The following is a 15,406-nucleotide window of genomic DNA, read 5'->3' on the forward strand; positions in this document are numbered from 1 at the left end:
ATATCAAGAGGTTGTAGCACTGTTTTTTTTTACTTTGGTTACATTAAAGTAATAAGTCAAAATTGATTGGTTAAGTATTAGATGCTTTAGTGAGAATGTTGAAAAAGCATTTTACACTAATAACTCTAACATATAGATTCTGGTCAGAACCATTTTATTTTACATATATGGATATATAATTAAGATTGATCACCTTTTCTGATTGTGCAAGTATATGGAAATAATGTTTTCATAAATGATCATTTAATGATGGTTGTTGGATAAGTATAGTATATTTCTGTAACAACTTATTAATTTTAATTTATAGTAAGCACTACCTTTTAGTTAATATATAACTAAATATAAAAATAGGCTATGTTTAATAATGTTATTGAAATTAAGTGGTTAAGAAGGATGCTATATTTCTCATTAAAAAGCATCGGATCACTGACCACTTAATTTCAGCACGGTACTTTAACAGAGTCTAAAAATAAAAAGTAAATTGAAATAATAAGTATTAATTATTAAATGAAAATTTATATTTATTGCTAAGGATTTTAAATTGATAATTGTAAAAATTAAAATATAAAAGTATAATTATAGTTAAGAAAAATATGTCAGTCTTACTGTTTAGATAGGCAAAAATAATAATAAGCATCGCATTAGCGAAATTTTTTCTAAATAGATAAATAAGAAAAGGTGATAAAATGGATTTTAAAAATGTAGAATACTATGATGATAAAGTCGTACTGAAAGAAGCTAAAAGTTTTAATATAAAGCAGGTATTTGAGTGCGGTCAATGCTTTAGGTGGATAAGACAAGAAAGTGGTACTTATATCGGAGTTGCTCATGAAAGAGTTATAGAACTAGAAGAGAGCGGAGAAGACATAATAATACATAATACCAATAAAGATGATTTTGATAACATATGGATGGAGTATTTTGATCTGGAAAGAGACTACTCTGCTATAAAGGATAAATTCGCTGGAGATCCGCTGTTAGAAAAAGCAGTAGACTTTGGCTATGGAATAAGAATATTAAAACAAGATCCTTTCGAAATATTAATAAGCTTTATAATATCTGCTAGAAATTCTATTCCATCCATAAGCAAGACTATAAGTAAAATCAGCGAAAAGTGGGGAAGTGCTATAGAGTACAAGGGTAATACTTACTATGCATTTCCTACTATAGAGCAGTTCTCAAAGGCGTCCTTAGAAGAAATAAACACTACTGGAGCGTCATTTAGAAGTAAATATATATTTGATACTGTAGCTAAAGTAAAGGCTTGTAATGAGCTTTTAAGCGAAAATAAAGATATAGCTTCTATGAGTGAAGAAGAAAAAGAACTTCTTCAATATGATTTAAATATGATTTCAAACCTTAGTGATGATGATTGTCACATAGCACTTCAAAAGTTTAAAGGTGTTGGAGCTAAGGTTGCTGATTGCGTTATGTTATTTTCTATGAAAAAGTATTCCGCTTTTCCTGTAGATGTATGGGTTAAGAGAGCTATGGCTCATTTCTACTTAGCACCAGACGTATCACTTAACAAGATTAGAATTTTTGGAAGAGAAAAGTTTGGAGATCTTTCAGGCTTTGCACAGCAATATTTCTTCTACTATGCTAGAGAGAATAACATAAAGGTTTAATTGATAGTGAATTTAGATAGTAAAGCTTAATCTTGCTTATGTAAGTTTTATTTTAAATCATAAGATACTGTAAGAATTAATTGGATAGCCAGTAAGAGATTATAAAAGTTTAAATACTTTTTAAAATCCTTAGGCTATCTTTTTCTTATATCCTTAGATTTTTTAACTGATATATGAGAATCTCCAGGATGCTTTGTGATGAATTTTAAATATTTTTTTATCTTATCATCATTTTTAAGTTTAGTGATAGTATAGAGCCTTACAGACAATTCTTTGTTAGAATATAGTGCATGAATCTGTTTATGACACGGAAGGCATAACATGGCTGTATCTAGGTCTTTACCACCTTCTTCTTTAGGAACTAAATGATGCACCGTTATATTTGATACCTCTCTTCCACACAAATCACAAATATATTTTTCACTATGCATAATATCACCCTTTATTGAAATTTTAATTATATACTCTGCTAAAATAGTATGTCGAAATTAATTGACAACAGAATTATCTACTTTTTTCACCTCATAATATAGAAGAGTTCTGAAAATAGATTCTTGCACCAAAGAGGAATGTCTTTATATGTATTATAATAAAGAATAAATAAAAATATTACAATTATTGTATAAAAATAATGTATAAAATGATATAATGATGTAGAAAATGGCAAAATAAAGTGTTTTGTAACCCATGTTTTTAAATATTAAGATAAAATTAAGTAAATAATAAGAAAACTATAGTGTTAGCTATATTGCCAGTATTATATACTGTTTATTAGGGATATTAAATAATTATAATAATAAGGATATGGGATTATGAAGGAAAAATTAAAGAAATATAAATATCATATTATTGTCGGAATACTTTTGTTAATTATATTGGCTATATTTTATAAATATTATGCCAAGTATATAGATGTATTTACAGATGTAAGGAAGCTCAAGGCGAAGCTTATAAGCTATGGACCATACTCTTGGCTGGCTTTTTTAGTTATGCAGATAATGCAGATAGTTATATTTATAATACCGGGAGAAATAGTGCAAGTGGCTGCGGGTTATATTTTTGGTCCGTGGATTGGTTTTGCTCTGTCTCTTTTAGGCGCTGTTATTGGGAGTGCCATTACTTTTGTTATATCACAGAAGCTTGGAAAGCCTTTTGTAGAGAAATTAGTAAGTGACAAAGATCTTTGGCTCCTAAAAAAGCTCGATCACTATAAAGCAGGACATAGTGAGAAGAATAAAGCTGATAAGTCAGAGAAAGAAAAACATAAATCCCTTAGAAGAATTGTATTCTTACTATATATCATACCTGGGATACCTAAGGATATTTTAGGATATATATGCGGTATAACAAGTCTTTCATTAAAAGAATTTTTGATTATATCGAATATAGCTAGAACACCTATGCTCTTTGTGTCCATATTTTTTGGACATAATCTCTCAAGAAAGAAGATAGTTCTTCTTGTAGCTATAATAGGAGTTGTTTGTATTTTGGTTTTGATAGGGGTTTTAGTAGGTAAGAAAATTATTAATAAGGATGAAAAAGAAAGTTAAGATTGTATTCTAGATGTGTTTATAAAAAATAGATTCTGGATAAGTAAGTGGAAACTGGTTAGATAAATAAATAGGTCAAAGAATAAAAATTAAAGTTATTTGGCTTTCCAGAATCTTTTCATATAAGTCTAGAAAAGATAGATGCGCAAAATTCACTAAAAAGATTACTAAAGTGAATTTTTATAAGTTGTGAGAGGTGCTTGATGACGAGAAAATTACATATTAATGAAGAGTGTTTTGTAAACTTAATTGCTATATCACTTATGGGGATAACTCCACTTATAATGATTCCTGGAGCCTTTGATGGATACTACACTCCAAAGCTATATTTTGTATACTTTATATCAACTATATCATTAATTTATTTGTATATAAAAAGAGATACACTTAGTTTTGATTGGGTGGATAAGCTTTTAGGATTATTTATTGGAATACTTTTTATTTCAAGTTTGATGGGCATAGATATTCACAATTCCTTTATCGGAAATATGACTGATAGGGAGCCATTTTTTTTATATCTCTGTTATTATATTATCTTTCTATTTATTTCTAAGAAATTTAAGATTTCTAAAAGATTTTTTGATATTTTATTTATATGTGCAACAATTGTTTCAGTTTATGCGTTGCTTCAGTTTTTTGGAATTAATCCTATAAAGCTCGATAAGGTAAGAACTGCTACAATGAGATTTCAAGCTATAAGTACATTAGGATATAGGAATGCTGTTGGTGCTTATATATCATTGTTTTTACCAATTGCTATTTCATTGTTTATATATAAAAGTGAGAAGCGGTATCTTATAATAACTGCAATACTTTTTGCAACACTGGTTAGCAGCCTAACAAGAAGCAGTTGGATTTCATTAGCTGTTTACATTACCATTCTTTTTATAATATCGATAAGAAATAAGAAAAGATTTATAAATTGGATGGCTGTAATAGTTGTAATGATAGGAATATTTTTTGGATTAAACTACTTAAGGAGCGGTCAGTTAAATAATAGATTACTCTCCATTAGTAACGATGCTACTTCTCTACAACAGTCAGGCAATGAGATGGCTGGTTCAGGAAGGATATATATATGGAAAAATGGATTAAACCTTTTATGGGATAAACCGCTTTTAGGTTACGGTATGGATAATTTTGGTGTGGCATTCATGGATAAATACGCTGATGATAATAACTTTATGGTAAAGAAGTTAGGTGGTACTATAACTAAAGCTCATAATGAATATCTTCAAATATTAGTGAGTAGCGGTATTTTTGCAGAAATTATTTATCTGATGATTTTATTTATAATTGTAATAAAGGTGGCTATAAAAGGTATTAAGGAGCAAAATAATTATTTAATAGCTATAGGCTTAAGTATAATATCATATAATATTCAAGCGTTTTTTAATATAAGTATAGTTAGTGTATCACCTGTTTTTTGGACTGTTATTGCAATCGGATACGGGTTAGTTAAACAGGGTGAATGCAAGGCTATAAGTAGACAATCATTAATTATACGATATATTGAGAAATTTGAACTGATAAGAATATTTTCATTTTTAATTATGGGACTAATACCTATAGTAATCTTACCTGGTTTAAAAGATAGATTTTACGAACCTAAGATAATATTAGTGTATTTAGTAGTTATGTTAGCTATGTTATTTATATATGATAGGAGAATATGGTCTAAAAATACTCTAATTGATTATTTAATAGTATTTTTTATACTATGGATTTTGATATCGACATTATTTTCAGTTGATATAGCAACTTCTATAGTTGGAAGACCTTCTAGAAGGGAGGGATTCTTAGCTATATTTTTTTATTGTTTGATTTTTCTTATAATGTATAAGCACTTTAAATTTTCTGATAATGTATTTAAGATTATAAATATTTTCATATGCACGATATCTATATATGGAGTTGCTCAATATTTAGGCTATGATTTTATACATGCAGATTACATAAGAAAAGATTGGCATAATATTGCTTACTCTACTATAGGGAATAGAGATTTTTTTGCTATATTAATGACACTATACTTGCCAGTGAATATTTGCTTTTATTTAAGCGAAGGTAAGAAAAAATATTTATTTATATCAATAATTATATTTGCTGGATTAATTGCGTCAGTAGCAAGAAGTAATTGGATTTCATTTATAGTTTATGGAATGATCATCTTCTTTTATTGTTTAAGAAAAAGAAAGTATCTAATAAGGTGTTTAATTTGTTTAGTTCTCTTTATTATTACATTTATATCAATTAATCTATTAACTGATAGCAGTATATCTTCAAGAGTTGATTCAATAGGTTTGGATGCTAAAAAAATTGCTTCTCAAAATAACGATACCGTTGGAAGTTCACGTATGTATATATGGAAGCGTGGTATAACCTTTATTCCTGAGCATCCTATGTTTGGAAGTGGGCCAGATACATTTGGAATAGTATTTTTACAGAAGTATTCTGATGAGCTTGAATATATGCAGAATATAACTGGCGGAATAGTTGATAAAGCTCATAATGAATATTTGCAACTAACAGTTACTAGTGGAATTCCTGCGTTGTTGATTTATCTTGCTTTAGTTGCATTTATCTGCTTAAAACTTATTAAAAGGATTAGCAGAGCTGAAGAAACATATCAGATTCTATACTTAGGACTTCTTATGGCTATTATAGGCTATTTAGTTCAAGCTTTCTTTAATATAAGTGTTGTAAGTGTTGCACCTGTATTTTGGGCTATGCTTGGAATTGGAGCAAATATAGGGGATAGGAGTGTTAGCGAGGTAGAATAATAATATTATAGTACAATCTATTATTAATATAGAGAAAGAGAGGTTTAGCTTAAATCTCTCTTTCTTTTTTAATATAGAACATGAAGAAATAAGTTATAAAAAGTCTCCCAAATATGATGAAATTATATAAATTTAAGAGTTAATACTGCTTTCATCAGATAGGTTATATGCTTTTTTATGCCTATGATATATAACCTTAAATATAGTCACTTGAATAAGGGTTAAAGCTATTATTGTTATACCACAAACCATAAAGAAGTTTTCTGGTAAGGCGTTTATAACTGGGTCAGTAGCAGGATCAAACAACCAAAGATCATTGCTAAAGAATAGTTTGTGGAAGTTTTCGAAGGTCTTATCGAAATTATTTAATACCAAAATAAGTATAGATATCGAAAAAATAGATAGAATATAAAAAGTATGATTAAATATCTTAAAAATTTCCTTTGATAGATATTTTTTCTTGAATATGAATAGTAGCGCAAAAAGTATTACAGTGCTCCAGGTTATTATATGTAGATAAATAAATATATTTTTTACATCTGCAAAGTGTGTTTCTCCACCAGCACTCATAGGAAAGTTTAAAAATTTTAATTTATGAATAGATGGCAATTGTAGATATTTTATAAGCACTTTGTAATTTGCCATAAGTTGTCCTTCTGTAAGAGATGTAGCTTTAGTTATATCGAGAGCTTTTATACTTATTTTATATAAAGGAGTAAAGTTCAAGGTTACAATAGACCATAGTCCTATGGTTGCTAAGGTTAAAAGTAAAGATAAAAAAAGATTAAAAATTTTATTAATGTAATTAAAGTTTTTAGATATCATCATAACGTCCTTTCTTTCGGCATAGAATATAAAGTTTCATACTTTAATTATTATCATTTTTTATAAAAAATAAATAGCTTTATAAGAAATTTTATAATATTTTTACGAAATTTATAGATTTTTTTAAATATATTACTAGAGTTTATTAAAAATAGTATTAAATTAAATATATTATAACTATAAAAACAACAACGAATAAGCAAGATGAAGAAATAATTAGAAAATTCAAGATAATTTCTCGTAATCACATTATTTAATCTAAAAAAATGGATAAAAATATCAATTTGTTGTTGAATTATTAAAAACTATTGTCTATTATAATAATTGTATTAGCACTCAATATTAATGAGTGCTAACAAATAAGCTAAATATAAAATTATATATACTCTAAAAATCATAAGGAGGGTTTAGAAAATGAGAATTAAACCACTTGGTGACAGAGTTGTTATCAAAAGATTAGAAGCAGAAGAGAAAACAAAAAGCGGTATAGTTTTAACTGGAGCAGCTAAGGAAAAGCCACAAGAAGCTGAAGTAGTAGCTGTAGGGCCTGGTACTATCATTGATGGAACTAGAGTTGAACTAGAGGTTAAGGTTGGAGATAAAGTATTGTTCTCCAAATACGCTGGAACAGAAGTTAAGCTAGATGGTGAAGAGTACACTATATTAAAACAAGAAGACATACTAGCAATAGTAGAATAATAGACAGGAGGTAGATTGATATGGCTAAGCAAATAAAGTTTGGTGAAGAAGCAAGAAGATCTATGCAAGCTGGTGTTGATAAGCTTGCCGACACTGTAAAAGTAACTTTAGGACCTAAGGGTAGAAATGTTGTTTTAGATAAGAAATTTGGTGCACCACTTATAACTAATGATGGTGTTTCAATTGCTAGAGAAATAGAATTAGAAGATCCATTTGAAAACATGGGTGCTCAATTAGTAAAAGAAGTTGCTACTAAAACAAACGATGTAGCTGGAGATGGAACTACAACTGCTACATTACTTGCTCAAGCAATAATAAGAGAAGGTTTAAAGAATGTAACTGCTGGAGCTAATCCAATACTTCTTAGAACTGGAATAAAGACTGCTGTTGAGAAAGCAGTAGACGAAATTAAGAAGATATCAAAGCCTGTAGAAGGTAAAGAAGACATAGCTAGAGTTGCTGCAATATCTGCTGGAGATCCTGAAATAGGTAAGCTTATAGCTGACGCTATGGAAAGAGTAGGCAACGAAGGTGTTATAACTGTAGAAGAATCAAGATCTATGGGAACTGAACTAGATGTTGTTGAAGGTATGCAGTTTGATAGAGGATATGTATCACCTTACATGGTTACTGATACAGAAAAGATGGAAGCAGTTTTAGACAATGCTTTAATACTTATAACTGATAAAAAGATAAGCAATATTCAAGAAATACTTCCAGTGCTTGAACAAATTGTTCAAACTGGTAAGAAGCTTCTTATCATAGCTGAAGATATCGAAGGTGAAGCTATGGCTACACTTGTGGTTAATAAGATAAGAGGAACATTTAACTGTGTAGCTGTTAAGGCTCCAGGTTTTGGTGATAGAAGAAAAGAAATGCTTGAAGATATAGCAATACTTACAGGAGGAACTGTTATATCAGAAGAGCTTGGAAGAGACCTTAAAGAGACAACTCTTGATATGCTTGGTCAAGCTGACAGCATAAAAGTGACTAAAGAAAATACTACTATAGTAAATGGTAGAGGAGAAAAGTCAGAAATAAAGAACAGAGTAGCTCAAATAAGAACTCAATTAGAAGAAACAACTTCTGAATTTGATAAAGAAAAGCTTCAAGAAAGATTAGCTAAGCTTGCTGGTGGAGTTGCTGTTATTAAAGTAGGAGCAGCTACTGAAACTGAATTAAAGGAAAGAAAGCTAAGAATAGAAGATGCTTTAGCAGCTACAAAGGCAGCTGTTGAAGAAGGTATAGTTGCTGGTGGTGGAACTGCTTATGTTAATGTTATAAACAAAGTAGCAGAATTAACATCAGAAGTAGCAGATACTCAAGTTGGTATAGATATTATAGTAAGATCACTAGAAGAGCCAATGAGACAAATAGCTACTAATGCTGGAGTAGAAGGTTCTGTAATAATAGAAAAAGTTAAACACAGTGAAGCTGGTGTAGGTTATGATGCTCTATATGGAGAATATAAGAACATGATAAAAGCTGGTATAGTTGACCCAACTAAGGTTACAAGATCAGCACTTCAAAATGCTGCATCAGTTGCATCAACTTTCTTAACAACAGAATCAGCTGTAGCTGACATTCCAGAAAAGAATCCTCCAATGCCAAATCCAGGTATGGGAATGGACGGAATGTATTAAAATAAAACAACTTAAAGCTAGAGTGGTAAAACATTCTAGCTTTTTATTTTTGTTTCTATATTGATCAGTAATTTTGAAGATAACCTATAAAGTAGTGCTTGTTTATACTGTGAATATAAACTTTAAATACTAATCTTATAATATTTCAAATAATTTGGAGCTAAATTGAGTTATTTGTAATAAAAAGGGAAAGTACTGTAATAAATAAAGGTTTTTTTAGATATTTGTTGAATAAAGTTAATGTTATGAAATGATAGGAGTGAAGATATGGATCTTGAAATTATGATTTCAGCTTTTGTTTTTATTTTCGGCTTAGTTATAGGAAGCTTTTTAAATGTTTGTATCTATAGGATACCAAGAGGAGAATCTATTGCTTACCCACCTTCTCATTGCACTGATTGTGATGCAGATATAAAAGCTTATGATTTAATTCCTGTTATAAGTTATATATTTTTAGGGGGCAAGTGTAGGCATTGTGGTAGTAAGATATCTATAAAGTATCCGCTAACGGAACTTTTTACAGGTATAGTTTTTGTTTTAATTTATAATCAATATGGCATCTCTATTGATACATTGAAGTTTTTAATATTAGCTGTGTTTTTAATAGTAATAGGTTTTATTGATTTTTATACTACTGATGTATATGCTGTGACTATTTATCCTTGTTTAGCCATAGGTGTTATATTTACTTTAATTAATAAGTTCTACTTACATAATGATATAAATTCATATCTCATTGGTTTGATTGTAGGCTTAGGTGTAATTGGATTAATTGCCTTAATAACAGGAGCTATGGGCGGAGGAGATGTTGAAATCGCAGCTTTATGTGGTATATACCTTGGATGGTCTAATATGCTAGTTATGATTTTCTTTGCGTTTATTGTTGGTGCAATTATAAGCCTGATACTAATAGCTTTAAAGAAAAAAACAAAAAAAGATCCTATTGCATTTGGGCCCTTTTTAGCAATTGGTGCCATGATTGCAATCTTGTTTGGTAATCAGATAATCAAATTCTATGTAAATATAGGGGTATAATAATAAATATATCTATGTTAACAAATAAGTGAATAAAATGTTTACTTGTTGACTATAATTCAAGATAGTGTGATGTAATAATCATATGTTTTGTTATTTTTAATAAGTAAACTAGAATATACGGTTTAAACAGCAGATTTGTAGAGAGTTATAAAAACTTTAGTGGTGAAAAATGTATATTTAGATTTCTTTATAGAATGAAAGAAAAAATATACCAATAATCAACAAAATTCGACAGGAAAAATACTGTAGATTAAATTATATATTCATGTAAATGATGGTCAGACTTTGTAGAAATGCCGTATTTAATAATTTATTTAGTGAGTATAAAAAATAACATTAAAAATTAATAAGGGTTGCCAATTTGTGGCATAATTTTACCGTTGCTTTATTAAAATTAAGTTTGTATACTAATATTATGTTAATTATAATTATTTGCCCTACGGGTTAGAAGGAGATGCTATGGAGGGAGTAGTTAAGAGAAGACTAGGTGACATGCTTGTGGAATCTGGTAAAATATCTATGCCTCAACTTCAGGAAGCTCTTAAGAAACAAAGGATAACTGGGAAAAAACTTGGTGAAATGCTTATTGAGCTTAGCATGGTAACCTCTGAAGACATCATGGAAGTTTTGGAGAAGCAGACTGGAATTAAAAGAATTAATCTTAATATAACAAGTTTCGATAAAAGAGCACTTAAGGCTGTTCCAGAAAGTGTATGTGATAAATATGAACTAATTCCTTTTGGATTTAATGAAAATAAGATTTTGGTCGCTATGTGGGACCCACTTAATATATTTGCTATTGATGATGTAGCAATTTCTTCAGGTTTTGAGGTAGAAACCTATATAAGTACAAGAGAAGAGATTAAGAGACACATTGAGACAGAATATTCTAGTCAGAAGGTAAGTAAGGCAGCAGAAGAGCTTTCAAAGGGAAAATTAGAAGCAAAGACAATACATACTCAAGAAGAGGAACAATTTGACGACATTAAGAATGCACCAGTTGTAAAAATGGTTGAGTATTTGTTTAAAAATGCTGTTGAAATGAGAGCATCAGATATACATATAGAACCTTTTGAAAATGAAATCAGAATAAGGTATAGAATAGATGGGCAGCTACAAGTAACTAATTCCCTTGAACCTGAAAGTCAGGCAGCTCTTGTTACAAGAATTAAAATCTTAGCTGGACTCAATATAGCTGAGAAGAGAATTCCTCAAGATGGAAGAATAATAACTAAGGTTGGCAACAAAGATGTTGATCTGAGAGTTTCTATACTTCCAGTGGTTGCAGGTGAAAAGGTAGTTATAAGAATACTTGATAGAGAAAGCTACCAGATAGGTAAAGAAAGACTTGGAATGAAAATTGAGGACTTAAAGATTTTAGAAAGAATAGTAAAGTCTCCTCATGGAATAGTGCTAGTTACAGGACCTACAGGTAGTGGTAAGTCTACAACCTTATATACTGTATTAAATGAGTTAAATACTGGAGATGTTAACATAGTTACCGTTGAAGATCCAGTTGAATATACCCTAAAGGGAGTAAACCAAGTTAATGTTAACACAAAGGCTGGTTTAACCTTTGCTAGTGGTCTTAGATCAATATTAAGACAAGACCCTGATATAGTTATGATAGGTGAGATAAGAGATAGCGAAACAGCTGAAATAGCTATTAGAGCAGCTATCACTGGACATTTGGTGCTAAGTACTCTACACACCAATGATGCTCCTTCTTCTATATTAAGACTTGTAGATATGGGAGTTCAGCCATATCTAGTTTCAACTTCTATTGCTGGGATAGTAGCACAGCGATTAGTTAAAAAGATATGTCCGAATTGTAGACAAGCACATCAAGCATCTCTATATGAAAAGGCTATCTTAGGTGAAGACAATGAGAATGAGATTACTGTGTACAAAGGAACAGGCTGTGGTTACTGCAACAATACTGGATATGCTGGTAGAGTTGGTGTATATGAGATCATGGAGATAACCAGAGAACACAGAGATTTGATGTTAGAAACTAGAGATTCTAATAAACTCAAGGACTTATCTATTAAAAATGGGATGAAGACTCTTAGTATGGCATGTAAGGAGCTTGTACTTGATGGTGTAACCACCATAGAAGAAATGGCTTCGATTGCTTTCTTAAAAGAGTAAAAGATTCTTTGAGAAAAGGGGTATTTAAGTAACATGCCTAGTTTTAAATATAAAGCAATGAATGAAAATGGTGAAAGGCTTCAAGGAACCTACACCGCAGACTCTAAAGATGAAGTCATGGAAATGATAAGTGCCAATAATTATTATCCTCTTCTTGTAGAAGAGATAAATCAAGGAACAACAATAAACCTGCAGATGTTTGACAGAGTTAAAATAAAAGACATCGCTGTGTTCTGCAGGCAGTTTTATACCATGCTAGATGCTGGAGTGTCTATAAATAGTTCACTCAACATACTAGCAAGACAGCTTCCAAATAAGAAGCTTCGTGAAACTCTTTCAAAGGTAGAGGATAACGTAAAAAAAGGCGAAACTCTATCCGAATCAATGAAGCTTCAAGGAAAGGTATTCCCAGACTTACTGATAAGTATGGTGGAAACTGGAGAGATGAGCGGTAACTTAGATAGTGTAATGCTAAGAATGTCTACTCATTTTGAAAAGGAAAACAAAATTAATAATAAAGTTAAATCTGCTATGATTTATCCAACAGTACTTAGTGTTATGGCGGTTTCAGTTGTAACAATACTGCTAACCTTCGTTATGCCTACATTTGTAGATATGTTTACACAAAGTGGTGTTCAGCTACCTCTTCCAACAAAAATACTACTTGGTATAAGTACTGGAATAAATAATCATTGGCTTATAATACTTATAATTTTAGCATTAGCTATCTTAGGATTAAGATACTACTTTAAAAGCGATAGTGGAACATTATTTGTCAGTAAATTTAAGCTTACTTTTCCAATAATTAAGGGGTTAAATCAAAAGATAATAGTGTCTAGATTTACTAGAACTTTATCTACAATGCTATCTAGTGGTGTAAGTCTAGTGCAAGCCCTAGAAACAGTATCTAATGTAGTGGGAAATAAGATTGCTGAAAATAAGCTGTTGCAAATAAGAGAAGAGCTTGTTAAAGGTGAAGGCTTATCTAAGCCTATAGAAGAAGCCGGAATATTTCCGCCGATGCTTGCTTCAATGATAAAGATTGGAGAAGAATCTGGATCTTTAGATGATATATTAAACAAAACCGCAGATTTCTATGATGAAGAAGTTGAAACTACAATACAAACTACTACAGCACTTTTAGAACCATTATTAATTGTAATAATGGGAGTAGTGGTAGGTTTTATAGTAATATCAATAATGTTACCAATGTTTACTATGTATCAAAATATGTAGTAAATTAAAATATAATAAAAATTCAAGGAGGAATTAATAATGTTAATGACATTAAATTCAACACTAAACAAGAAAAAGAAGAAAGGCTTTACGTTAATTGAACTTATTATAGTTATAGCTATAATAGCAATACTTGCTGCAATTGCTATACCAAAGTTTATCAACATTAAGAAGGACGCTAATATAAAAGCAGATATAGCTAATGCAAAGACAATTTCTAATGCAGTTTCTGCATTAGTAGCTAATGGTAGTTTAGGGCAAAGTGTAACAGCTATAGACCCTAATGATACTGCTAGTAATGATAACAAACTTGTACATGATTATTTACAAACTGTACCTACTCCAAAGGCTATGACAGGAAAGTTTTCAGTAAGTATATCTAATGGGAGTGTAACAGTAAGTATTACACCTACTACTGGTAATGCTGTACCAGTTTATCCAAATGGAGATGGAAGTACATATCCTACAACTCCATAATATTATAAATTAATTATTTTAATCTAAAGTGTAAAGTTATCAAATAACTTTACACTTTAATCTATAATTATCCTTAACTAGCTTATATATGCTTAAACTATTGAATTATACGTATTTTAAGCATATATAAACTAAAGTTAAATTAAAAAAGAAAATTACAAAATTATAAATACTGAAATAAATAATACTGGCATGAAAAACAAACACATAAAATCGGAGGTTCAAATATATGAATTTCAGCAAAGTTAAAGATTTGATGAATGTAGACATAAGTGATATAAAAAATAAGATATCCAATAAATCCATAGAAACAAAAGCTCCAAAGAAGAAGGAGTTTAATAAAAAGGTAGTTTCATTTGATTTTGGAAGCGATACTACTAAGGTAGTTGTAGGAAAATATAGCAAGGGACTGCTAGAAATTGAAAGGTTAATAAGTGCTAAGACTCCAGTGGATGCAGTTGGGGATGGCAATATTCTTAATCAAGAAATGATGTCTGTTTTCTTAGAACAGCTTTTAACTAACAACAAGATAAGTGTAAAAGATGCTGTTTGTACTAACAACTCTACAAGCATAATAAATAGAGAGGTTACCATACCAGCAGTTCAAGAGGATGAAATAAATACAGTAGTTAAGTATGAGATACAACAATACCTACCAATAAATATGGATGATTACATAATTCAACAAACTATATTAGATAAATTCCAGGTGGAATCTAAGCTTAAGTTTAAAGCTTTAGTAATAACCTATCCTGATAAGTTAGCGTCAAAGTACTATAGACTTCTGACAAATGCAAATCTAAAGCCCTTTGCCTTGGATATATCGTATAATTCTTTAAATAAACTGGTGAACTACGGAAATAAAGTAAATGGAGAAAGTTATTCAAAAGAACAAACTTTAGCCTTTATAGATATGGGAGCAAGTACTCTTAATGTTAACATCTATAAGAATGGAAAATTGGAGTTTACAAGAATTATAAAGTCTGGTGGGGCTAATATAGATGCTGCTCTTAGTAGAAGGCTCGAAGTATCGCTAGAAACTGCTGAAACAGAAAAGAAGGCTAAAGCAGATTTGTCTATGTTAGAAAATAATGAAGCAAGTAGAGTTGCAGTGGATGTTGTAGATGAATGGCTTTCAGAATTAGAAAGAATAATTCAATTTTATAGAAATAAGAAGGTTGGAAATAGTATAGATAAAATATTCCTATATGGTGGAAGCTCTAATCTTAAGGGCATAGAAAAATACGTATTTGATAGACTTTCTATTCCTACTAATAAAGTTAGGACTATAGGAAACGTAGAACTTAATTTAAAACTGACAAATGAAACTTTAGAACAGTACCTTAATGCAATAGGCGCTATAATAAGGTTATAAG

General features: G+C 30.1%; 12 protein-coding genes. 10 read left to right on the plus strand and 2 right to left on the minus strand.

Going from position 1 to position 15,406, the window contains the following annotated elements:
- Nucleotides 1-686 precede the first annotated feature (686 nt).
- Entirely contained in the window at nucleotides 687-1,628 is a 942-nt protein-coding gene (locus GXK57_RS09955) for a DNA-3-methyladenine glycosylase 2 family protein (protein WP_160675197.1), read from the plus strand.
- Nucleotides 1,629-1,762: 134 nt separating this feature from the next.
- Here GXK57_RS09955 and GXK57_RS09960 read toward each other — a convergent pair whose 3' ends face one another.
- Nucleotides 1,763-2,059: an HNH endonuclease gene (locus GXK57_RS09960; protein WP_160675200.1), complete on the minus strand. Its 297-nt coding sequence runs from the start codon at nucleotides 2,057-2,059 to the stop codon at nucleotides 1,763-1,765.
- Between the two features lie 381 nt (nucleotides 2,060-2,440).
- Here GXK57_RS09960 and GXK57_RS09965 point away from each other — a divergent pair, with 381 nt between their 5' ends.
- Nucleotides 2,441-3,178 carry a TVP38/TMEM64 family protein gene (locus GXK57_RS09965; protein WP_160675203.1) on the plus strand — a complete coding sequence of 246 codons (738 nt, stop codon included), beginning with the start codon at nucleotides 2,441-2,443 and terminating at the stop codon, nucleotides 3,176-3,178.
- Nucleotides 3,179-3,381: 203 nt separating this feature from the next.
- A complete protein-coding gene (locus tag GXK57_RS09970) occupies nucleotides 3,382-5,961 on the plus strand; it encodes an O-antigen ligase family protein (protein ID WP_160675206.1) in 2,580 nt (859 codons plus the stop codon).
- 132 nt (nucleotides 5,962-6,093) lie between these two features.
- On the opposite strand, the gene GXK57_RS09975 is transcribed toward GXK57_RS09970, so the two are convergent.
- Nucleotides 6,094-6,789 carry a TIGR01906 family membrane protein gene (locus GXK57_RS09975; protein WP_160675209.1) on the minus strand — a complete coding sequence of 232 codons (696 nt, stop codon included), beginning with the start codon at nucleotides 6,787-6,789 and terminating at the stop codon, nucleotides 6,094-6,096.
- Between the two features lie 411 nt (nucleotides 6,790-7,200).
- Here GXK57_RS09975 and groES point away from each other — a divergent pair, with 411 nt between their 5' ends.
- The 7 genes from groES to pilM all read left to right on the plus strand — a co-directional run bounded on the left by groES (nucleotide 7,201) and on the right by pilM (nucleotide 15,405).
- Complete coding sequence (groES, locus tag GXK57_RS09980) at nucleotides 7,201-7,485, plus strand: co-chaperone GroES (protein ID WP_160675212.1); 285 nt, start codon at nucleotides 7,201-7,203, stop codon at nucleotides 7,483-7,485.
- 20 nt (nucleotides 7,486-7,505) lie between these two features.
- Nucleotides 7,506-9,128, plus strand: a complete 1,623-nt coding sequence (gene groL, locus GXK57_RS09985; RefSeq protein WP_160675215.1) for a chaperonin GroEL — start codon at nucleotides 7,506-7,508, stop codon at nucleotides 9,126-9,128.
- Between the two features lie 267 nt (nucleotides 9,129-9,395).
- On the plus strand, nucleotides 9,396-10,163 hold the full coding sequence (locus GXK57_RS09990) for an A24 family peptidase (protein WP_243156400.1): 768 nt from the start codon (nucleotides 9,396-9,398) through the stop codon (nucleotides 10,161-10,163).
- 462 nt (nucleotides 10,164-10,625) lie between these two features.
- Nucleotides 10,626-12,317 (plus strand): GspE/PulE family protein, encoded by a 1,692-nt coding sequence (locus tag GXK57_RS09995; protein ID WP_160675218.1) that lies wholly within the window; start codon nucleotides 10,626-10,628, stop codon nucleotides 12,315-12,317.
- A 33-nt stretch (nucleotides 12,318-12,350) separates the two neighbouring features.
- Nucleotides 12,351-13,553 (plus strand): type II secretion system F family protein, encoded by a 1,203-nt coding sequence (locus tag GXK57_RS10000; RefSeq protein WP_160675221.1) that lies wholly within the window; start codon nucleotides 12,351-12,353, stop codon nucleotides 13,551-13,553.
- A 39-nt stretch (nucleotides 13,554-13,592) separates the two neighbouring features.
- The gene (locus GXK57_RS10005; RefSeq protein WP_279285495.1) at nucleotides 13,593-14,030 is read left to right on the plus strand and encodes a prepilin-type N-terminal cleavage/methylation domain-containing protein; all 438 of its coding nucleotides are present in this window, start codon (nucleotides 13,593-13,595) and stop codon (nucleotides 14,028-14,030) included.
- 229 nt (nucleotides 14,031-14,259) lie between these two features.
- A complete protein-coding gene (pilM, locus tag GXK57_RS10010) occupies nucleotides 14,260-15,405 on the plus strand; it encodes a type IV pilus assembly protein PilM (protein ID WP_160675223.1) in 1,146 nt (381 codons plus the stop codon).
- Nucleotide 15,406: the final 1 nt, after the last annotated feature.

Source organism: Clostridium sp. C8-1-8 (assembly GCF_009928445.1).
Taxonomy (GTDB): Bacteria; Bacillota; Clostridia; order Clostridiales; family Clostridiaceae; genus Clostridium_AR.

What these genes read in the sequence shown, in the direction of transcription:
- GXK57_RS10000 (WP_160675221.1), top strand. Translation starts at nt 12,351, where the DNA reads ATGCCTAGTTTTAAATATAAAGCAATGAATGAAAATGGTGAAAGGCTT.
- GXK57_RS09965 (WP_160675203.1), top strand. Translation starts at nt 2,441, where the DNA reads ATGAAGGAAAAATTAAAGAAATATAAATATCATATTATTGTCGGAATA.
- GXK57_RS10005 (WP_279285495.1), top strand. Translation starts at nt 13,593, where the DNA reads ATGTTAATGACATTAAATTCAACACTAAACAAGAAAAAGAAGAAAGGC.
- groES (WP_160675212.1), top strand. Translation starts at nt 7,201, where the DNA reads ATGAGAATTAAACCACTTGGTGACAGAGTTGTTATCAAAAGATTAGAA.
- pilM (WP_160675223.1), top strand. Translation starts at nt 14,260, where the DNA reads ATGAATTTCAGCAAAGTTAAAGATTTGATGAATGTAGACATAAGTGAT.
- GXK57_RS09955 (WP_160675197.1), top strand. Translation starts at nt 687, where the DNA reads ATGGATTTTAAAAATGTAGAATACTATGATGATAAAGTCGTACTGAAA.
- GXK57_RS09970 (WP_160675206.1), top strand. Translation starts at nt 3,382, where the DNA reads ATGACGAGAAAATTACATATTAATGAAGAGTGTTTTGTAAACTTAATT.
- GXK57_RS09960 (WP_160675200.1), bottom strand. Translation starts at nt 2,059, where the DNA reads ATGCATAGTGAAAAATATATTTGTGATTTGTGTGGAAGAGAGGTATCA.
- GXK57_RS09990 (WP_243156400.1), top strand. Translation starts at nt 9,396, where the DNA reads ATGGATCTTGAAATTATGATTTCAGCTTTTGTTTTTATTTTCGGCTTA.
- GXK57_RS09975 (WP_160675209.1), bottom strand. Translation starts at nt 6,789, where the DNA reads ATGATGATATCTAAAAACTTTAATTACATTAATAAAATTTTTAATCTT.
- groL (WP_160675215.1), top strand. Translation starts at nt 7,506, where the DNA reads ATGGCTAAGCAAATAAAGTTTGGTGAAGAAGCAAGAAGATCTATGCAA.
- GXK57_RS09995 (WP_160675218.1), top strand. Translation starts at nt 10,626, where the DNA reads ATGGAGGGAGTAGTTAAGAGAAGACTAGGTGACATGCTTGTGGAATCT.